Genomic DNA, 17996 nt, shown 5'->3' with positions numbered 1-17996 from the left:
TGAAAGGAAACGCCCCCGCCATCCTGCCCCGCCGATGATGGCGGGGCAAGAGGACGGGCTTTACGCCAGAGGCTTGATTTCAGGCCGGTTCCATCAGCATGGTGGCCGCCGCCGTGTTCGAAATCGGGATGTGGTAATTGCGGTGAATCTCCTGAACCGGGGCCTCGCCCAAGGCCCCGCGCGCCGCGATCCAGTTGAGCACTTCGACGCCCTGCGTACCGGCCTTGCGCACCATTTCGTGGATCGAATCCTTGGTCAGCGCGGCGGGATCGACCGAAAGATTGTCCATGCAGAATGTGTCATAATCGCGATTGATGAAACCGGCGCGCTCGCCGTCCAACTGGTGCGACAGGCCGCCCGTGCCGATGATGACGATCCGTTCGTCGCCCGTCCAACTCTGCAGCGCCCTGTTCACCGCTTGGCCCAGCGCCAGACAGCGCTTGGCCGAGGGCAGCGGGTGCTGCACCGTGTTGATGGCAAAGGGCACGATCTTGACCGGCCATGCCTCAACATCGGGCCATGCCAGCTCAAAGGGGATCGAGAGCGCATGGTCCACCAGCATCTTCTGACAGGTGGTGATGTCGAACTCATCCTCGACCAAGCTGTTGATGATGTGCCAGCTCAGCTCGGTATGCCCGGCAAAGGGCTTGTAGATCGGCAGGCCCCAGCCTTCATCGGCATTGTGATATTCCGCCGCCGCGCCCACGGCAAAGGTGGGCATCTTGTCGAGGAAGAAGTTGAGGCCATGGTCATTGTTGAACACGATGGCCACATCGGGCTTCACCTGTGCCAGCCATTCGTGAACCTTGTGGAACCCGTCGAAAAAGGGCTTCCAATAGGGTTCCTGCTGCAGCCCCTTGTGGATGGCCCCGCCGATCGCGGGCACATGGCTGGTGAAATAAGCGCCTACGATTTCAGCCATGGACCTTCTCCTTTTGAATCATGGCGCCATGCGCCTCTTCATACGACTGGCCCGCGCCCTGAGCGAACAGCATGGCCTTGAAATCATCGACCGAAGCGCCGGTCTGCATCGATCCGACATCCTGCACATTGAGGCCGAAAATCCCGGCCAGCTTGGCGAGGTAATAGATGTTGCCCCCCGCCGCGATCATGCCCAGCACGCTGCGCTGGGCCACGGCCTCGCGCTGCTGCGGCGTCAGGTGGAATTTGGCGCAATAGGCTTCCTCATCGTCAAGGAAGGCCTGCCGATTGGCGGCATCGTTAAACGAATAGCACATGGCGTTCAGCTCAAAGCCCTTGGCCGCGGCATCGCCATCGAACAGATGGGTGCCGGGAATGGGCGGCATCGCATTTTGCGGTCCAGACATAGTGGCCTCTCCAGATCATGCAGCCCGCCACCCTGATGGCCGGCCTTACCTTCGTGTGCATCACTTACAATTGACCGGCTCTCTTTGATCCCGATCAAGCAGCGTGCCCGGCGGCGGCAACTGGCGCATTGAGATGCAGCGCGAGTCATAAATTTAGGCAAATTCCTCGCCCCACGCCTCAGCTCGCCCGCCGATGGAATTAACCTTGGGCGGCGCATCGTCTCATTCCGGCACATGGAGGAAATGGCCATGGTTACCGCGCTTCCGGCCCCTGTGCTTTCGCGCGATACGGGCGATGACCGAAGGAGGAATCGATGCAACCGGCCCTATTGATGCTGATCCTGACCAGCGTGGCCATGTCGGCTATCGCGCAACTGCTGCTCAAAATGGGCGTGGGGCAGGTGCGCGCCGATGGGGCGGGGTCGGGGCTGGCCTTTGTGCAATCACCATGGGTGATCGGCGGCTTCGGGCTTTATGGGCTGGGGGCGATCCTGTGGCTCTATGTGCTGGCCCGCCTGCCGCTCAGCGCGGCCTATCCCTTCGTCGGCCTCGGCTTCATCCTGACCATGGCGCTGGGCGTGCTCGCGCTGGGCGAGAGCCTGAGCCCGATCCGCATCGCGGGCACCTTGCTGATCGCGTTGGGCTGCGTCTGCGTTTCAAGGAGCATCGCATAATGGCCGCCACCCCCGCCCCGGCGCGCGCGCCTGCGCTGTCGATCAATTCGCTGCTGCTGCTGGCGGTCACGATCCGTCTGGCTGCCCATTTCGCCCTGCCCCAGCCGCTGCAGAGCGATGGTCTGGCCTATTTCACCCTGGCCCAGACGATGGCCGACGGCGGATGGCCGGTCGATAATCTGGGCCAGCATGCGTTTTATTCCATCGGCTATCCGCTGGTGCTGGCGCCCTTTTTCGCGCTTCTGGGGGCTTCGGCGCAGGTGGCCTTTGGGGTCAATCTGGCGCTGGCGCTGGCCACGGGATGGCTGATCGTGCTGCTGGCGCGTGAGGCGGGCCTTGGCGATCTGGGGCGCAAGCTGGCGCTGCTGGGCTATGCGCTGTGGCTGCCGGGGATCTGGAACTGCACGATGCTGGCGCGGGAAAATCTCTCGACGCCGCTGCTGGTGGCGGTGGTGTGGTTGGCCCTGCGCCTGCTGCGTTCGTCCTCCAGCCTTGGGCTGGCGGCGGCTACGGGCGCGGTCTGGGGCGCGGCAGTGCTGGCGGGCAGCTCGGCCTTGCCGCTGATTGCCGCGCCTTTGCTGGCGGTGGTGCTGGGCGGGTCGGTGCGGCGCGCGGTTGTTCCCGCGCTGACGATGGGCATGGGGGCCGCGCTGGTGCTGGCCCCATGGGCGATGGCCACGCAGGCCATGCTGGGCCGCCCCACGCTTTCCACCAACACCGGCTTCAACCTTTATATCGGCAATAATCCCGCGGCCACCGGGCGCTTCGTCTCGATTGCCGCCACGCCCGTCGGGGCGCAATGGCACGCCATGCGCGAAACCCTTGGCGAGGCAGGCGCGAGCGCGGCGCTGGGCGCGATGGCGCGCGACTGGATGGCGCATAACCCCGCCGAAGTGGCCCGCCTTGCCGCCGTCAAGCTGGCCGCTTTCTGGGCGCCCAATCTGCCCGATTCCAATGATTTCGCGCTTTCGCCCGCTGTCACCTATGTCCGCCTGTTCGAGGTCGTGCAGTACCTGCTCTTCCTCACGCTGGCCGGCCTGTGCCTGATGCTGCCGGGGATCGGGCGCCCGCGCCAGATCGTGCTGATGGGCGCCATCGCCGGTTTCTGGGCGCTGCATGGCATCGCCTATATCATCGACCGCTATCGTGATCCGGTCATGCCGCTGCTGATCGTGATGGCGTCGGCGGCGCTGACCGAAATCGTCACCAACCGTCTGGCCCGCCGGGAGAGCCCCCATGCTGCATGAACGCATCACCGATGACACTGTTCTGGTGGTCGATCTGGACCGCACGCTGATTTCGGGCGACGTGGCGATGGAGGCCTGCGTGGCCGAGGCCAAGCGCGGCATTGGCGCGCTGCTGGTGCTGCTCTGGGCGATGATCCGGGGGCGGGCGCGGCTCAAGACCCTGCTGGCCCGGCGCGCACCGGTCGATCCGGCCTCGCTCAACTATCGCCCCGAAGTGCTCGACCTCATCGCCCAGGCCCGCCGCCAGCGCCGCCGCGTGGTGCTGGCCAGCGCGGCCCATTGGCGCAACGCCCGGCGCGTGGCCGCTCATCTGGGCCTGTTCGACACGGTGATCGCCAGCGGCGCCCGCCGCAACGCCAAGGGCGGGGCAAAACTGACCGCGATCCGCGAAGCCTTGGGCAACCAGCCTTTCGATTATGTCGGCGATTGCGGGGCCGACCGCCGCATCTGGCGCGAGGCGCGCGTGGCCTATACGGTCGAGGCCCCAACCGGCATGGCCCATGAGGAACGCCTCGCCCCGGCGCGCAGCCGGTTGCGCGCGCTGGTAAAGGCCGCCCGCCCGCACCAATGGGCCAAGAACGCGCTGGTCTTTGTGCCGCTGGCCTCCTCGGGCCTGCTGGCCAATCCCCATGCCATCGCCCAATCCTGCCTCGCCTTTGCCGCGATGAGCCTGATCGCCTCCTCGGTCTATCTGCTCAACGACCTGCTCGATATCGAGAGCGACCGCGCGCATCCGAAAAAGCGCCACCGTCCGCTGGCCAGCGGCGCGCTGCCGATCCCGCATGCGCTGGCGGCCTGCGTTGCTTTTGCGGGCGCGGGTCTGGCGCTGGCGTGGCAATTGGGCCTGCCCAGCTTTTCGGCCATGGCGACCTATTTCGCGCTGACGCTGGCCTATTCGATGCGGTTGAAGGCCGCGATGATCGCCGATGTGCTGACGCTGGCCTGCCTTTACACGATCCGCATCGTGGCGGGGGCGGCGGCGATTGCGGTGCCGGTCTCGTCCTGGCTGCTGCTCTTCTCCGTCTTCTTCTTCCTCAGCCTTGGCTATCTGAAGCGCTATGTCGAATTGCGCAGCAGCGCGCGCGAGCCCGACGAATTGCTCTCCGGGCGGGGCTACACCCGCTCCGACACCGAAATCGTCGCGATCAGCGGTCTGGCGGCGGGCATGGTCTCGATCCTCGTCATGGTCCTGTTTGCCGAGGCGATGGGCAAGACCGGTGCCTATGCCACGCCGCAACTGCTCTGGCTGCTGCCGCTGCCGCTGCTCTACTGGCTCAACCGCATCTGGATGATGGGCCGCCGGGGCCAAGTGGACAGCGACCCGGTCGCCTTTGCCATCACCGACGCCAAGAGCATTGCCGTGGGCGCGACGCTGGGGGGCATTCTGGTGGTCGCCAAATTCGCCGCCATCGGCCATTGGTTGCCGCAATTGGGCATTGCGTGAAACGCACTCTGGAATTGGTGTGAAACGCACTCTGGAATTGGCGTGAAACGCGCTCTGGAATTGGCGTGATTTGGTGGGGGCGGCTTGAGGGGCGCCCCATCCCTCGCTAGATTGCCGCCATGGCACGCTTCTTTGCCCGCCCCGGGCCTACCCGCAGTTTCCGTTTCCGCCTCGGCTGGTATCTGGCCATGGCCATCCTCTGGTTTGTCGGCCTCTCGGTAGGCATCACGCTGCTCTATCGCGTGGTGCCGCCGCCCGTCACGCTGACCATGCTGTTTGACCGCAACGGGTTCAACAAATCATGGACCCCGCTTTCGCGCATCGACCGCAAGATGGTCGACGCGGTCATCGCGGGCGAGGACTCCCGCTTTTGCGTCCACCACGGCTTTGACGGCGCGGGGATCGAATATGCGCTGGAACGCAATCTGGCGGGCGACGGCAGCAAGCTGCGCGGCGGATCGACCATCAGCCAGCAGACCGCCAAAAACACCTTCCTTTGGCAGGGCAGCGGCATCACCCGCTATATCCGCAAAGGTCTGGAGACATGGTTCACCGTGCTGATCGAGACCTTCTGGCCCAAGCGGCGGATCATGGAGGTTTACCTCAATGTGGCGGAAACCGGCATCGGCACCTACGGCGTCGAGGCAGGCGCCCAGCGCTATTTCCACCACTCCGCCGCCAACCTGACCCAGATCGAGGCCGCCCGCATCGCCGCCGCCCTGCCCAGCCCCAAAAAGCGCGCCGTGGTGGGCGCCACCGGATTTACCCGCCGCCATGGCAACACCATCGCCAAGCGGTCCGGCGTGGTGCGGCGCAATGATCAGGACGATTGCATTTATCAGTGAGGTTTTAAGGGGGGTATAGGGCCTCCGGCGGGCAAAGGGACTTGTCCCTTTGCAATCCCGTTACTGTCAGCGTTGCGGGTCCGGTTCAACCCAGGTTGAGGGGCGCTGCGTTGGGGATTTAAAGCCTGCGGCGCATTTTGGTCGGACCTGTCCGCGCCGCAGGCTTTCAAACCACCGCCCAACACACTTGGTCCCGAACAGTTGGCCACCCATAACGGGATTGCAAAGGGCCCCCGCCCTTTGCCCGCCGGAGGCATAGACCCATCCCCCAAACAAAAAGGGCGCCCCCACGCGGGAGCGCCCTTTCCGTTTGCCTTGGCCGGTTAAGCCTTAGAACGCCACGCTGAGCGTTGCCACGACGGTGCGCGGGGTCGCCAGATAGACGGTCGGGATGGTGGTCGCACCAATCGGCGTCGACGAGCTGGTGAAGCCGCCGATGTAGAACTGGTTGAACAGGTTGGTGACGTTGAGCTGGATGAAGCTCTTGTCCGACTTGAGACCGGCGATCGCCAGCTTCATGCGGGCCGACAGATCGACGGTGGTGTAGGCGGGCAGCGAGGCCGGGTTCACCTGAACATTCGAGCTGTTGTAAACCGGCAGGTTTTCCGAGTTGATATAACGCTTGCCGTTGTTCTTGACCGAAACGGTCAGATCGAACGGGTCGAAATTGGCTTCGACGCGCGCACCGGCGGTATAGATCGGCACGCCCGATTCGCGCTTGCCGGCGGTGGTGTAATAGGTGTTCGTGCCATCGCTGCGCAGGATGGTGTTGCCGTTGACAACCGTATCCGTCGCACCCTTGCCCGCCAGAATGTCGGCCAGAATGCGCGACTTGTTGTACGAGCCGAAAGCATAGATCGAGAAGTGTTCGTCAACCTGCCAGGTCATCGTGGCGTCGAAGCCATACTTCTCCACCTTGCCCAGGTTGGTGTAGAGCGAGGTCTGGGTGTCCTGGTTATAGATCTGCGAGATCTTGTCGTAGAACATCGTGTACCAGCCGCCCAGCGAAGCGCTCAGACGACCGGCGCGCATACGCAGACCCACGTCGAAATTGTCCGAGGTTTCCGCCTTGGGGCTGCCGTAGGACGAAGTCACCGGATAGAAGAACGCATTATACAGCGTGTCCGTGCCCGGAACCTGGAGGCCCTTCGAATAGTTGGCATAGAGCGAAGCGCCCTGCGCCAGCGCGACGGTGAAGCCGACGTTGGGCAGAACCTTGCTGTAGTTGTAGATGCGCTGCTGGGGCGCGCCATAGGTCGGGTTCGCAACGGCATAGGCGGCCTGATCCTGCGGGCTGGGGCAATCATAGCCGCCCGTGCCGTTGGTGGCAAAGCAGAACGTGGTCAGGTTGCGCTTGAAGAAAGGCGCACGGACACCGGCCAGAACGTCGAGCTTACCATCGAAGAACTTGCCGTTATATTCGCCCGAAACCTGATGCAGGATCGCATAGGACATGCGATTGCGCTTTTCGATCGCATTGCCATACTTGTCCGTGATCGCCAGATCGATCGGGAAGTAGGTGGCATAATAGCCGGTCTGCGAATTCAGGAAGGTGATTTCGCCGGTCTGCTTGTGGCGGCCGCGGTCATAGGAATAGCCGATGCGCAGCGTGTTGGTCGGGTTGATCTTCCAACGCAGCGAGGTCAGCAAGCCGATACGATTGGTTTCGGTTTCGCTGGCATTGCCCATGAGGACGAGCGGCTTGGAGGCCGTGCCGTCAGCAATGATGCCGTCACCATTCACATCGCGACCAGCGTAATATTTGCCGCCGACCAGGCCGACCATGCCATTGGGTGCGCTAATTTCATAGAGAGAGCCCACGCCGCCGCCATTGGCCTTGGTGTACTGGAAGCTGGGGTCAACCGTCAGCGTCAGGTTGTCGGCCAGCGTGAAGCGACCGTTCATGCGCAGGTTGGCCGTGCGCGAGGGGTTATAGCGGCATTCGAACGCGCCATAACCGGTGGTCGAAGCCGACGCGCTGGTCGTGTCGGCGCAGTTGATCGTGTATTGCGCTTCGTCCCAGTTATAGGGCGTGCGGCCGCTGCTCGACGAGTTGACCGGACGGCTCGCCGAATTCTGGGTGTAGAGCGACATCGAAGGCGCAAAATTGTTGCGGTTGAAGTTGAAGTGGCCCGCCACCGAGATGAAGTCGCCATTGTCGCCCAGCGGCTGCTTCACCTTGAAGTTGAGCTGCTGCTTGGCCACCTTGCCGCCCGTGTTGGGCAGGAAGCGGTTCGAGGACACCGAAGCGGCAAACCATGCCTTCAGGCCCGAATTGGTGATGTTGCCGGTATCAACCGAGATGAAACCGCGCTTGTAGCTGAGGTCACCGGCCGAACCCACGGCCATCACCTGCGCCTTTTCCAGCGGATCGCGCGAACGGTAGTTGACCGTCGAACCTGAAGCGGCGGCCGTCGGGCTGTCCACGTCGGTCGAACCCAGGTTCACGTTGACCTGCTCGATCAGTTCGGCGTCAAGCTGCTGGTTCGAATAGAGCGCATAGTTGCCGGTGTCGTTGAGCGGCATGCCATCGAAGGTCTGCGAGATACGGGTGTTGTCGAAACCGCGGATGAACATCGCGCCGCCCGACGAACCGAACGGGTCGGCATTGTAGAACGATACGCCCGGCACCATGTTGATCACATCATTGATCGACTGGCCCGGCGTGCTCTTGGAAATGAAGGTCTGGTCCAGAACCTGCTTGGCCTTGGGCGTGGCGGGAATATCGACGCCATTGATCGCCTTGGCCTTGGTGCCGGTCACGACGATGGTGTTTTCGAAATCGACCGCGCCGGTCGACTGAGCGAAAGCGGGCGATGCAACGGCTGCTGCAATCGCGAAGGAACTGACGGCCAAAGCCGAATTTTTGATAATGCGCATGCTGAATGCCCCTGCATGACAATTTTGTGTCTAAATCGCCGAAATGCCCCCGTCCGAGCGACGAAAATCATTCGGATGCAAAACACCTAACGATGTTTGAGAGGCTTCTAAACAGCGGTTTATGACGCAATTTTGACATGAAACGGGGCGGACGACAGGCTGATGCCGCAAATGGCAAGATTGTTTCCCGCCTAACTTACATTGATGTAACTTTGTTACGACCTTGACGAAATTCATATGGAATTTAAATGTCGGCCCAAAATTCCGCTGTTGCGAATTGGGCCGCAGTGCGACATTTGTGCAACGCAGCAGATCGGGAAAAACCATGGGTATCGGCCACAGTCACCATCATCATAACCATGATCATGGCGAATCGCATGGCGGCAAGGATCACCATGGGCACCATCACGGGCACCACCATCACGGAGCCGGCGTCACCCATGGCCGCGCCTTTGCGCTGGCCACCTCTCTCAACGTCCTGTTTGTCCTGATAGAAACCGCGGCCGGTTTCATCGGCCATTCGACCGCCCTGCTGGCCGATGCCGGGCATAATCTGTCCGATGTGCTCTCGCTCCTGCTGGCATGGGGGGCAAGCCGTCTGGCCGCGCGGGCGCCATCGCGCCGCTTTACCTATGGCATGAAAAGCGCCTCGATCCTGGCCGCGCTGGCCAATGCGGCGCTGCTCTGGGTCGCGCTGGGGGCGATCCTGATCGAGACGCTGCAGAAATTCGCCTCGCCCGAACCGGCAGCCGCCGGGCTGATGATGGCGGTGGCGGCGGCGGGGATCGCGGTCAACGGCCTCTCGGCCCTGCTATTCGCGCGCGGCAGCAAGGATGACCTCAACCTGCGCGCCGCGTTTCAGCATCTGATGGCCGATGCGGCGGTGTCGGCGGGCGTGGTGCTGGCGGGGCTGGCCATCCACTTCACGGCGTGGAACTGGATCGACCCGGTCACCAGCCTCGTCATCACGCTGATGATCGCGCTGGGCAGTTGGTCGATGCTGAAGGAATCCGTGCAGATGGGCCTGCTGGCCGTGCCCGCCTCGGTGAATGAGGAAAAGCTGCGCGCCTTCCTGTTGGCGCGCCCCGGCATCGCGGCGCTCCACGACCTCCACGTCTGGCCGATCAGCACCACCGACACCGCCATGACCGCCCATATCGTCATGCCCGGCGGCCATCCGGGGGATGCCTTCCTGCATGGTCTGGCCCATGATCTGGAGCATGATTTCGGCATCGGCCATGCAACGATCCAGATCGAAACCGATGGCGGGCATGGGTGTGCGCTGCAATCGGATGAGGTGGTTTGAGGTTGGGTTAGAAGGGTTTGCCTCCGGCGGGCAAAGGGTCTCGACCCTTTGCAATCCCATTATGGGGGTGGGGCTTGGCTGGTCGCACCGCCGAGAATGATTAAAGCCTGCGGCGCGGCGATCCTACGCTGACCGGCGCCGCAGGCTTTAGAATTCAAACGTCGCGTCCGACATCCAAAGCCGAACCCGATACGCAACATCGACAGTAACGGGATTGCAAAGGGCCCCCGCCCTTTGCCCGCCGGAGGCAAAAAACCGCTTACAACGCCCCGGCAAACTTCAACGGCTCACCCACCGCGCTGTCGGCCAACTGGGCCTCCCACATCACCTGATGCCCGCGAATGATGGTGCCAAGAACGCGGCCCTTCAGCTCCATGCCGGTATAGGGCGACCAACCGCAACGGCTCTGCAGCCAGTCCTCGGCGATCGTGAACTGCCCCTTGAGGTCCACCACGGTAAAGTCGGCGTCATAGCCCACCGCGATGCGGCCCTTGGATTGCAGGCCAAAGATGCGCTGCACGCCCGCGCTGGTCATGTCGATCAGGCGCGCCAGCGTCATCCGCCCGTTCAGCACATGGTCGAGCATCAGCGGCAGCAGCGTCTGCACGCCGGGCATGCCGCTGGGGCTGGCCGGATAGGGCTTGGCCTTTTCCTCGATCGTGTGGGGCGCGTGGTCGGAACCGATCACATCGGGCACGCCCTGTTGCAGCCAGTGCCACAGGCCGTCGACATGCGCGCCGCTGCGGATCGGCGGGTTCATCTGGGCATAGGTGCCAAGGCGCGGATAGGCTTCCTCGCCGCGCAGCGTCAGATGCTGAGGCGTGACCTCGCAGGAGGCGATGTCGCGGTGCTCGCTGATGAGTTCCAGTTCGGCGGGCGTGGTCACATGCAGGATGTGGATGGGACGGCGTGCCTCACGCGCCAGCTTGAGGATACGCCGCGTGGCCAGCAGCGCGCTTTCGTCGTCGCGCCAAACGGGGTGGCTCGACGGATCGCCCTCGACGCGCAGATCCTTGCGCGCGTTCATGCGGTCTTCGTCCTCGGCATGGATGGCCACGCGGCGCGTGCCATGGGCCAGCACGCGGGCCAGTTCCTCGTCATGCGCGACCAGCAGATTGCCGGTGGAGGCGCCCATGAAGATCTTGACCCCCGCCGTGCCGGGAATGCGCTCCAGCTCGGCCAGATCGGGCGCGTTGGCGGCCGTCGCGCCCACATAGAACGCATGATCGCACCACATGCGATGGTGGGCGCGCTCCAGCTTATCATGCACGCGCATCACCGAATCGGTGTTCGGATTGGTGTTGGGCATTTCAAATACGGCGGTGATCCCGCCCATCACGGCGCAGCGGCTGCCGCTTTCCAGATCTTCCTTATACTCCAGCCCCGGTTCGCGGAAATGGACCTGCGAATCGATCACGCCGGGCAGAACATCCAATCCGGTGCAATCAATCCGCCGCGCCGCATCGGGAAAACTGCCTATACCGATGATTTTGCCATCACGGACGGCCACATCAACCTGTGCGGGGCCAGAGGGAGTGTGGACAGTGCCACCGGTGAGAACAAGGTCTGGTGCTTGAGTCATACCACGCGCTTTGCCACAGGTTGAGGGCAAGATGAAGGTATAGATGCGAGGGACTCGCCCCTTGCGCTCCTATGACTTTCTGCGCTGCGCATCGGGGCGGCCCAGTGGGCCGGGTGCCATGTTCGAATTTTAAAGCCCCACCACCAACCTTGGCATCCCCATTAAAAGGATTGCAAAAGGACCGAGTCCCTTTGCCCGCCGGAGGCAAAAACCAGGCACCCGCCGGAGGCACAAACCCTCTTCCCTTTTCTCTCTATCATCCCCACCTAAACACCATGACCAAACTTGCCTCCCGCACCATCATCCGCCTTTCCCCCACCGCGCCGGACGAGGATGTCCGCAAATTCCTGCAAGGGCTGGTGACGCAGGATGTGGTGCTGGGCGCGCTGCCGACCTATGCCGCGCTGCTGACGCCGCAGGGCAAGGTGATCGCCGATTTCATCATCTGGGCCGATGGGGCGGACCTGCTGCTGGATGTGGCGGCGGATCAGGCCGATGGGGTGATCAAACGCCTGTCGATGTATCGCCTGCGCCGCGCCATCGCCATCGCGCGCGATCCCGCATTGACGGTGCATTGGAGCCCGACGCCCCGCGATGGGGCCGCGCGCGATCCACGCCTTGCCGAACTGGGTTATCGCTGGCTGGCCGCGGATGATGATGCGCCGGTGGATGATGCCTATCTGGCCCATCGCCTGTCTCTGGGCGTGGCCGAAGGGGCCGAGATTGTCGATCTGCTCTGGCTGGAATGCAACGCGGTAGAGCTCAACGGTGTGTCCTTCACCAAAGGCTGCTATGTCGGGCAGGAGAATACCGCGCGCATGAACTGGCGGCAAAAGGTCAACCGCCGCGTGGTTGTGGTGCCCGCTGCGCAATCGCGCCCGGATCGCCGGATCGTGGATTATCCCGCGCTGGGCCTGTCGGTCGAACATTGGCGGGTGGATGACATCGCCAATCCGCCCGCATGGTTCACCCCCGAAAGCGTCAACCCAGAGGCGTAAGCGCCCGCTCCGCCGGGACCAGACCCAGCCGCACCGCCTCGGTCTCGATCAGGCGGGCGGCCAGCTCCCGGCTCGAATCGCGCGAGATTTCCAGCGAATCAGACAAGGGCGCGCCGATCATCGAATCGCCCAACGCCAGCAGCACCAGCGTCTGCGTCACATGGCGCATGCAGACCTCGCCCGCATCATGCACCTCGTCCACGATGGCGTGGATCGCGCGCACGATCGTGTCGAGCGCATCGACATTGCCGATCAGCCGCATCCAGCTCACCAATTGCCCGCCGCCCTGCTTGCCAAAGGCATCAAAGGCCAGATCGACCACATCACGCGCGCTGCCGCTGCCGTCTCGCTGGGCCAGAACGGCGCGCGCGACCGAGGCGCAGATCGACACCGCCATATGTTCGGCCAGCGCCTTTTGCAGCTCGGCGGCCGAGCCGAAATGATGCAGCAGATTGGCATGGGTGCGCCCCACCCGCGCCGCCACGGCTTTGAGCGTCACCCCCTGCGGCCCCTGCTCGACAAGCAGATCGCGCGCTGCCTCCATCGCGGCATTGCGGCTGGCTTCGGGGGAGAGACGCTTCTTCGGGCCCATGTCTTATGTCCAAACAGTACAAGCCCGCAGGCTCGCAAAACCACATTGCAGACCCATAAAGGTTTGCAGGTGGTCAAGCAAGAAGCGAAAGATTTTACCCGCTAAAGCTGTAATTTTCATTCGCGCATCAGCGAGTTTGCGTAATGTCAGACATATAGGCCCATTTGCGCTCAGAGGCGCTTCAGGCCGCGCGCCTCCCTTCCATACCGCCATCGGGCGAATCATCCTGATCGTCATGCTCGGCGCGCAGTTCGATTTCGAACCGGGCTGACGGGCAGGTCTGCCCGCGCCCCGCGCTGAAAATCGCGCCGCGTTCATCCACGGGCCGGAAACCCAGCCGCCGCAGCACCAGGCCAGAGGCCGGATTATCCAGAAAATGCCGCCCGACCAGGCGCTTATGCCCCAGCCCGCGGGCCAGCGACAGCATCGCCCGCCCCGCCTCGGTGGCATAGCCCCGCCCCCAATGGGCGCGTGCAATCCAATAGCCGATATTGGCCTCGCCCTCGATCTCGCTCAGCCCGATCGAGCCGATCAGCGCGCTGCCCTCCGGGCCGGGGCGCGTGATGAGGAAATGCGGCAGACGCTCGTCCTGAGGCTGACTCGCGAACATGCGCGCGTCATTTTCGGTATAGGGCCAAGGCGCGCGCGCCAGATTGCGCACGATGCCCTCGTCGTCGATCGCGGCGTGGATCGCGTTCCAGTCTTCTGGCCACGCGGGCCGCAGAAACAGTCGTTCGCTGCGGTAAAACATGTGTATCGCTCCAAATCCCCGGTCCCGTTCGGGACGCTATGATCCTCAGTCCCGCGCGGGATTCCTAAAGGCGCGCGGTGACATTGCGGTGACGACCGGCCTCAGCCCAGCGCATGCTGAACCGCATTGGACGCAAATTTGCCTTGATCGAACGCAAAGCCATGCTCGCAGCCCGACCAATTTGCCGCGTCCCACCGATCGGCGGGTGAAGGAGAGATACGAAAAGAGGGAGATGGGCCGGGCCCCTCTCCCTCGTTCAGCCAAGGTATCAGAACCTTGGCGGGGCCATCCCATCAGGATGGCCCAAATAGACCATCCGCTTACTCGGCGGCTTCGGCCAGCGCGTCAACCGACACGTATTTGCGACCAAGCTTGCCGTCGTGGAAACGCACGCGACCTTCGGTCAGGGCAAACAGCGTGTGGTCCTTGCCGATGCCGACATTGGCGCCCGGATAAACCTTGGTGCCGCGCTGACGGATGATGATGTTGCCACCGATCACCAGCTGGCTGCCGAACTTCTTCACGCCAAGGCGCTTGGACTGCGAGTCGCGACCGTTGCGCGACGAACCGCCTGCTTTCTTATGTGCCATTGTCGAAAACTCCTGAGCTTAGGCGGCCGCGACCGACACGATGCGCAGCAGCGTGAGCAGCTGGCGGTGGCCGTTCTTGCGACGATAGTTGTGACGGCGGCGCTTCTTGAAAACGATCACCTTTTCCGACTTCGCCTGAGCGATGATCTCGGCCGAGACCACCACCTTCGAAGCGTCGGCGACAACGCCTTCTTCGCCGGCCAGCAGAACATCACCCAGCGTGATCGTCTCGCCGGCTTCACCAGCCAGCTTTTCGACCGCGATTTTGTCTCCGGCGGCGACCCGATACTGCTTACCGCCCGTGCGCACGATAGCGAACATGATACAAATCCATTCAAAAAATTACGTGGCCGCCCCGGCCGCGTTTCCCGAAACCTGCCGCCAAGCCAAAGGCCGAGCAAGGCGGTTATTCGAGGAGCCGCGAGCGACGCGCCGACCCCCGCCACACACGGCAGGGTTCGGAAAGAAGCTGCGCCGTTAGTGCAACCGCCCCCGCGTGTCAATGCACCGCATCACAGAAAGGCCCATTCCCTCCCGGAAACTCTGGCCGATTTCTGCCCTCTGGCGCATGGGCACAGGCGTGCTATGGCACATCCATGCTTGGCCTTATCGCAAAATCCGCCTCATCGACAGCCCCATCGAGCAGGGTGCCGCGCCACCGATTCGCGCATGCGGCCCGATTCGCCGCTGGGGCCCTGCTGATTCCCGCGCTGCTGGGGGGATGCGGCACGGCTTCCTACCCTTCGCTGGCGCGCCGGGCCGAGGAAAAGCCGGCAACGGCCCCCGCCGCCACGGCCGCCGTTGCCGCGCTGGATCAGGTTCCCGCCGGACTGGACGCCAGAATCGATTCGCTGCTGCGCGCCGCGCGTGAGGCCGACAAGGCTTTTGCCGCCGCCCGTCCCGCCACCGAGCGGGCGCTCAATGCCGCCGCCAACGCCACACCGGGCGATGAGGCATGGCAACAGGCCAATCTCGCGCTCAGCGATCTGGAGCGCCAGCGCGGCGTGCTGGGCGTGATCGAGGGCGATATCGAGGAACTCTATACGCAGGACCGCATGGCCCATGCGCCCGAAAACCCCGACACGCCCCGCGCCGCCGCCCGGATGATCGAGGCCGCAAGGTCGCAGATCCTTGCCCTTGGCGCGGCGCAGGATCGGGTCCTGGACGCCGCGCGCCGGAAATTGCCGCGTTAATTGCTGATCTGGTCCCAACGGGCCAGATCAGCATAATCCTGTTCCCGCGGTTCGACCCAGGCCCATTGCCCCGCGCGCTTTTCGCGCTTCCAGAACCAGCTCTCGCTTTTGAGGTGATCCATCGCGAAATCGGCGGCGGCAAAGGCGTCGCGCCGATGCCGCGAGGCCGCCGCCACCAGCACGATCGGATCGCCGGGCGCCATCTCTCCCACCCGGTGCCAGATCAGCAGGCCATCGAGCGCCCAACGGCCCAGCACATCGCGCGCCAGCGCCTCCATCCCCGGCAGGGTCAGCGGGGCATAATGCTGAAGCTCAAGCGCTTCGACATCATCGCCTCCTCGCACCTGCCCCAGAAAGCTGACCACGCCGCCCGATTGGGGATGGGCGGCGGCAAAATCACGCATCACCTCGGCCGCGTCAAACGCCTGCCCGATCAACCGGACCTCGATCATCCGCCGCTCACCGGGGGCAGAAAGGCCAGTTCATCACCCGCCGTCAACACCAGCCCATCGCCCGCCACCAGCGCGCCATTCAGCGCCAGCCTGACCCGCGGCCCGGCCAAAGCCTGCGCCAGTTCCGGCCCCATGTCGGCAATAATCCCCGCCAAAGGCCCCGGCGCCACCTCGCGCTCGGCCCCTCCGGCAAGATCCGCCAGACGCCCCAGAAACACCAGCCGCGCCATCATCACCCCCCCGTCATCGACATATGGCGCGGCAAGGCAGGCTCGGCGCCAGGGCGGTTGATTTCGAAATGGTGGCGCGCGGGCTTGATCCGCATCGCCTCGTCCAGCGCGGCTTCCAGCGCGCTTTCCGGGTCCTCGCTGCGCAAGGCGGCGCGCAGGTCCACCTGTTCCCGCCCGCCAAGGCAGGCGAACAATTGCCCGGTGGCCGTCACGCGCACCCGGTTGCACCCATCGCAGAAATTGCTGGTCAGCGGCGTGATCAGCCCCAGCCGACCGCCGGTTTCCGCCACATGCCAATAGCGCGCCGGACCGCCGCTGCGATGCGGGTCCTCGGTCAGGGTAAAGCGCTGCTCCAGCCCTGTGCGCACCTGCGTCAGCGGCAGATAGTGATCGTAGCGATCCCCCTCCACCTCGCCCAGCGGCATGACCTCGATCAGCGTGATCTCATGGCCCGCGCCATGCGCCCAGGCGACCAGATCGCCGATCTCATCCTCATTCTCGCCCTTGAGCGCCACGGTGTTGATCTTGACCGCCAGCCCGGCCGCGCGCGCGGCGGCAATGCCTTCCAGCACCTGCGGCAATTGGTCGCGCCGGGCGATGCGGGCAAATTTCTCGCGGTCCAGTGTGTCGAGGCTGACATTGACGCGGCGGATGCCCGCCTCGCGCAGATCATCGGCAAATTCGGCCAGACGCGTGCCATTGGTGGTGATGGTCAGTTCGTCCAGACCATCCCCGATCTTGCGCCCGATCGCCCGCACCAGCTCGATCATATCGCGCCGCACCAGCGGTTCGCCCCCCGTAAGGCGAATTTTGCGCACGCCGCGCCCGATAAAGCCCAGCGCCAGCCTGTGCAATTCCTCAAGGCTGAGCACTTCGGATTTGGGCAGGAAAGTCTGCCGCTCGGGCATGCAATATGTGCAGCGCAGATCGCACCGGTCGATCACCGAAAGACGCAGATAGGAAATCCGGCGTTGAAACTGATCGACCAAAGGTTGACGCGACGGCTGGTTCATGGGGTCAATCTATCACCGCTCCGGGCGCTTGGCTATCCAATCGCAGGATTTGCCCGGTGATCCCCGGCGAAGCAGCCAGAAAGGCGCAGGCCGCCGCAATGCCCGCCGGCTCATCGCATTCCACCAGATTGGCCCGCGCCGGAGCATAGGCCCGCGCCAGCCCCTGCACCGCCGCCAGACGCCACGCCCGGTGCTCATGCCCGGCCAGCGGCATCACCAGCACCAGATCGCCATCGGCCAACATCGCCTCGGCCTGCGCCAGCCATTGCGCATGAAACACCACCGCTGCGGCCAGAGGCGCGGAAGGCAGATCCTCGATGGCCAACACGCTCATGTTACCGCCGCTCGCGCGTCAGGGTCATGCCGATCTTTTCCCCCGCCTCGCTGATGGCCAGTTTGACGATCTTGACCGTCACGGCCTGGACCCGCTCGTCCTGAAGGAACAGCGTCTCGGCAATATGATCGGCCACCGCCTCGATCAGCGTGAAATGCACGCCCTCGGGCAGCGTCTCGCTGGCGGCGAATTTCAGATCCATGTAATTCTTGCTCGCCCCCAGCGGCGTGTCGGGCAAATAGCGGTCATAGGGCTTCAAACGCACGCTCACGCTGATGCGCAGGGGCTGCTTCTGGCCCGTCTCTTCCGAATAGACGCCGGTCAGAACGTCCACTTCGAAATCGGCCACTTCAAGAATCAGGCTGTCCGCCACGTTGGATGCTTTCACGATGATAGGGGGTGTTTGCGCGCGGGCCGATGACAGGTTGCGCGGGGGGAGTCTAGGGGTTTTAAGGGGCAATGCCCCCGGCGGGCAAGGGAGAGCCTCCGGCGGGCAAAGGGCGGGGGCCCTTTGCAATCCCATTAATGCGGTCGCGC

The 17996-nt window shown here is 63.8% G+C and carries 20 protein-coding genes; 7 read left to right on the top strand and 13 right to left on the bottom strand.

Features of this window, described 5'->3' with window-relative positions; translation table 11 throughout:
* Positions 1-79: 79 nt before the first annotated feature.
* Positions 80-922 carry a class III extradiol dioxygenase family protein gene (locus PQ457_RS02270; RefSeq protein ID WP_273618183.1) on the bottom strand — a complete coding sequence of 281 codons (843 nt, stop codon included), beginning with the start codon at positions 920-922 and terminating at the stop codon, positions 80-82.
* On the bottom strand, positions 915-1328 hold the full coding sequence (locus PQ457_RS02265) for a protocatechuate 4,5-dioxygenase subunit alpha (protein WP_273618182.1): 414 nt from the start codon (positions 1326-1328) through the stop codon (positions 915-917). The genes PQ457_RS02270 and PQ457_RS02265 overlap by 8 nt, the downstream gene beginning before the upstream one ends.
* 314 nt (positions 1329-1642) lie before the next feature.
* On the opposite strand from PQ457_RS02265, the gene PQ457_RS02260 reads away from it, so the two are divergent.
* From PQ457_RS02260 to mtgA, 4 genes are all read left to right on the top strand, one after another.
* Positions 1643-2002, top strand: a complete 360-nt coding sequence (locus PQ457_RS02260) for a DMT family transporter (RefSeq protein WP_273618181.1) — start codon at positions 1643-1645, stop codon at positions 2000-2002.
* Entirely contained in the window at positions 2002-3249 is a 1248-nt protein-coding gene (locus PQ457_RS02255; protein WP_273618180.1) for a hypothetical protein, read from the top strand. Before PQ457_RS02260 ends, PQ457_RS02255 begins: the two co-directional genes overlap by 1 nt.
* Entirely contained in the window at positions 3239-4693 is a 1455-nt protein-coding gene (locus PQ457_RS02250) for a UbiA family prenyltransferase (RefSeq protein ID WP_273618179.1), read from the top strand. The genes PQ457_RS02255 and PQ457_RS02250 overlap by 11 nt, the downstream gene beginning before the upstream one ends.
* 119 nt (positions 4694-4812) lie before the next feature.
* Complete coding sequence (gene mtgA, locus PQ457_RS02245) at positions 4813-5538, top strand: monofunctional biosynthetic peptidoglycan transglycosylase (protein WP_420540958.1); 726 nt, start codon at positions 4813-4815, stop codon at positions 5536-5538.
* A gap of 330 nt (positions 5539-5868) precedes the next feature.
* Here mtgA and PQ457_RS02240 read toward each other — a convergent pair whose 3' ends face one another.
* The gene (locus tag PQ457_RS02240; RefSeq protein WP_273618178.1) at positions 5869-8418 is read right to left on the bottom strand and encodes a TonB-dependent receptor; all 2550 of its coding nucleotides are present in this window, start codon (positions 8416-8418) and stop codon (positions 5869-5871) included.
* Between the two features lie 325 nt (positions 8419-8743).
* Here PQ457_RS02240 and PQ457_RS02235 point away from each other — a divergent pair, with 325 nt between their 5' ends.
* Positions 8744-9724 carry a cation diffusion facilitator family transporter gene (locus PQ457_RS02235; protein ID WP_273618177.1) on the top strand — a complete coding sequence of 327 codons (981 nt, stop codon included), beginning with the start codon at positions 8744-8746 and terminating at the stop codon, positions 9722-9724.
* Positions 9725-9983: 259 nt separating this feature from the next.
* On the opposite strand, the gene PQ457_RS02230 is transcribed toward PQ457_RS02235, so the two are convergent.
* Positions 9984-11306, bottom strand: a complete 1323-nt coding sequence (locus tag PQ457_RS02230) for a dihydroorotase (protein WP_273618176.1) — start codon at positions 11304-11306, stop codon at positions 9984-9986.
* A gap of 275 nt (positions 11307-11581) precedes the next feature.
* Between PQ457_RS02230 and ygfZ the strand changes: the two genes are divergently transcribed.
* The gene (gene ygfZ / locus PQ457_RS02225; RefSeq protein ID WP_273618175.1) at positions 11582-12304 is read left to right on the top strand and encodes a CAF17-like 4Fe-4S cluster assembly/insertion protein YgfZ; all 723 of its coding nucleotides are present in this window, start codon (positions 11582-11584) and stop codon (positions 12302-12304) included.
* Here the strand turns inward: ygfZ and PQ457_RS02220 are convergent.
* From PQ457_RS02220 to rplU, 4 genes are all read right to left on the bottom strand, one after another.
* Positions 12288-12896, bottom strand: a complete 609-nt coding sequence (locus tag PQ457_RS02220; RefSeq protein ID WP_273618174.1) for a TetR/AcrR family transcriptional regulator — start codon at positions 12894-12896, stop codon at positions 12288-12290. The two genes, ygfZ and PQ457_RS02220, sit on opposite strands and share 17 nt — an antisense overlap.
* A 181-nt stretch (positions 12897-13077) precedes the next feature.
* The gene (locus PQ457_RS02215; protein ID WP_273618173.1) at positions 13078-13647 is read right to left on the bottom strand and encodes a GNAT family N-acetyltransferase; all 570 of its coding nucleotides are present in this window, start codon (positions 13645-13647) and stop codon (positions 13078-13080) included.
* Positions 13648-13967: 320 nt separating this feature from the next.
* The gene (gene rpmA / locus PQ457_RS02210; RefSeq protein ID WP_273618172.1) at positions 13968-14237 is read right to left on the bottom strand and encodes a 50S ribosomal protein L27; all 270 of its coding nucleotides are present in this window, start codon (positions 14235-14237) and stop codon (positions 13968-13970) included.
* An 18-nt stretch (positions 14238-14255) separates the two neighbouring features.
* Positions 14256-14558 carry a 50S ribosomal protein L21 gene (rplU, locus tag PQ457_RS02205; protein ID WP_168604976.1) on the bottom strand — a complete coding sequence of 101 codons (303 nt, stop codon included), beginning with the start codon at positions 14556-14558 and terminating at the stop codon, positions 14256-14258.
* 326 nt (positions 14559-14884) lie between these two features.
* Between rplU and PQ457_RS02200 the strand changes: the two genes are divergently transcribed.
* On the top strand, positions 14885-15430 hold the full coding sequence (locus tag PQ457_RS02200) for a hypothetical protein (RefSeq protein ID WP_273618171.1): 546 nt from the start codon (positions 14885-14887) through the stop codon (positions 15428-15430).
* Here PQ457_RS02200 and PQ457_RS02195 read toward each other — a convergent pair.
* The 5 genes from PQ457_RS02195 to PQ457_RS02175 are packed head-to-tail and all read right to left on the bottom strand — an operon-like array spanning position 15427 to position 17832.
* Complete coding sequence (locus PQ457_RS02195; RefSeq protein WP_273618170.1) at positions 15427-15882, bottom strand: molybdenum cofactor biosynthesis protein MoaE; 456 nt, start codon at positions 15880-15882, stop codon at positions 15427-15429. The genes PQ457_RS02200 and PQ457_RS02195 overlap by 4 nt on opposite strands.
* Complete coding sequence (locus tag PQ457_RS02190) at positions 15879-16115, bottom strand: MoaD/ThiS family protein (protein WP_273618169.1); 237 nt, start codon at positions 16113-16115, stop codon at positions 15879-15881. Before PQ457_RS02190 ends, PQ457_RS02195 begins: the two co-directional genes overlap by 4 nt.
* A complete protein-coding gene (moaA, locus tag PQ457_RS02185; protein ID WP_273618168.1) occupies positions 16115-17125 on the bottom strand; it encodes a GTP 3',8-cyclase MoaA in 1011 nt (336 codons plus the stop codon). Before moaA ends, PQ457_RS02190 begins: the two co-directional genes overlap by 1 nt.
* A gap of 4 nt (positions 17126-17129) precedes the next feature.
* On the bottom strand, positions 17130-17459 hold the full coding sequence (locus PQ457_RS02180) for a Rossmann fold domain-containing protein (RefSeq protein ID WP_273618167.1): 330 nt from the start codon (positions 17457-17459) through the stop codon (positions 17130-17132).
* A gap of 1 nt (position 17460) precedes the next feature.
* Positions 17461-17832 carry a dihydroneopterin aldolase gene (locus PQ457_RS02175; protein WP_273619223.1) on the bottom strand — a complete coding sequence of 124 codons (372 nt, stop codon included), beginning with the start codon at positions 17830-17832 and terminating at the stop codon, positions 17461-17463.
* Positions 17833-17996 lie beyond the last annotated feature (164 nt).

It is taken from the genome of Novosphingobium humi, assembly GCF_028607105.1.
Taxonomy (GTDB): domain Bacteria; phylum Pseudomonadota; class Alphaproteobacteria; order Sphingomonadales; family Sphingomonadaceae; genus Novosphingobium; species Novosphingobium humi.
Note: the sequence above shows the minus strand (reverse complement) of the source record. Positions and strands in the feature narration are given on the sequence as shown.

Excerpts from the sequence above, each read along its gene's own strand:
- PQ457_RS02270 (WP_273618183.1), bottom strand. The coding sequence starts at position 922 with ATGGCTGAAATCGTAGGCGCTTATTTCACCAGCCATGTGCCCGCGATC.
- PQ457_RS02265 (WP_273618182.1), bottom strand. The coding sequence starts at position 1,328 with ATGTCTGGACCGCAAAATGCGATGCCGCCCATTCCCGGCACCCATCTG.
- PQ457_RS02260 (WP_273618181.1), top strand. The coding sequence starts at position 1,643 with ATGCAACCGGCCCTATTGATGCTGATCCTGACCAGCGTGGCCATGTCG.
- PQ457_RS02255 (WP_273618180.1), top strand. The coding sequence starts at position 2,002 with ATGGCCGCCACCCCCGCCCCGGCGCGCGCGCCTGCGCTGTCGATCAAT.
- PQ457_RS02250 (WP_273618179.1), top strand. The coding sequence starts at position 3,239 with ATGCTGCATGAACGCATCACCGATGACACTGTTCTGGTGGTCGATCTG.
- mtgA (WP_420540958.1), top strand. The coding sequence starts at position 4,813 with ATGGCACGCTTCTTTGCCCGCCCCGGGCCTACCCGCAGTTTCCGTTTC.
- PQ457_RS02240 (WP_273618178.1), bottom strand. The coding sequence starts at position 8,418 with ATGCGCATTATCAAAAATTCGGCTTTGGCCGTCAGTTCCTTCGCGATT.
- PQ457_RS02235 (WP_273618177.1), top strand. The coding sequence starts at position 8,744 with ATGGGTATCGGCCACAGTCACCATCATCATAACCATGATCATGGCGAA.
- PQ457_RS02230 (WP_273618176.1), bottom strand. The coding sequence starts at position 11,306 with ATGACTCAAGCACCAGACCTTGTTCTCACCGGTGGCACTGTCCACACT.
- ygfZ (WP_273618175.1), top strand. The coding sequence starts at position 11,582 with ATGACCAAACTTGCCTCCCGCACCATCATCCGCCTTTCCCCCACCGCG.
- PQ457_RS02220 (WP_273618174.1), bottom strand. The coding sequence starts at position 12,896 with ATGGGCCCGAAGAAGCGTCTCTCCCCCGAAGCCAGCCGCAATGCCGCG.
- PQ457_RS02215 (WP_273618173.1), bottom strand. The coding sequence starts at position 13,647 with ATGTTTTACCGCAGCGAACGACTGTTTCTGCGGCCCGCGTGGCCAGAA.
- rpmA (WP_273618172.1), bottom strand. The coding sequence starts at position 14,237 with ATGGCACATAAGAAAGCAGGCGGTTCGTCGCGCAACGGTCGCGACTCG.
- rplU (WP_168604976.1), bottom strand. The coding sequence starts at position 14,558 with ATGTTCGCTATCGTGCGCACGGGCGGTAAGCAGTATCGGGTCGCCGCC.
- PQ457_RS02195 (WP_273618170.1), bottom strand. The coding sequence starts at position 15,882 with ATGATCGAGGTCCGGTTGATCGGGCAGGCGTTTGACGCGGCCGAGGTG.
- PQ457_RS02190 (WP_273618169.1), bottom strand. The coding sequence starts at position 16,115 with ATGATGGCGCGGCTGGTGTTTCTGGGGCGTCTGGCGGATCTTGCCGGA.
- moaA (WP_273618168.1), bottom strand. The coding sequence starts at position 17,125 with ATGAACCAGCCGTCGCGTCAACCTTTGGTCGATCAGTTTCAACGCCGG.
- PQ457_RS02180 (WP_273618167.1), bottom strand. The coding sequence starts at position 17,459 with ATGAGCGTGTTGGCCATCGAGGATCTGCCTTCCGCGCCTCTGGCCGCA.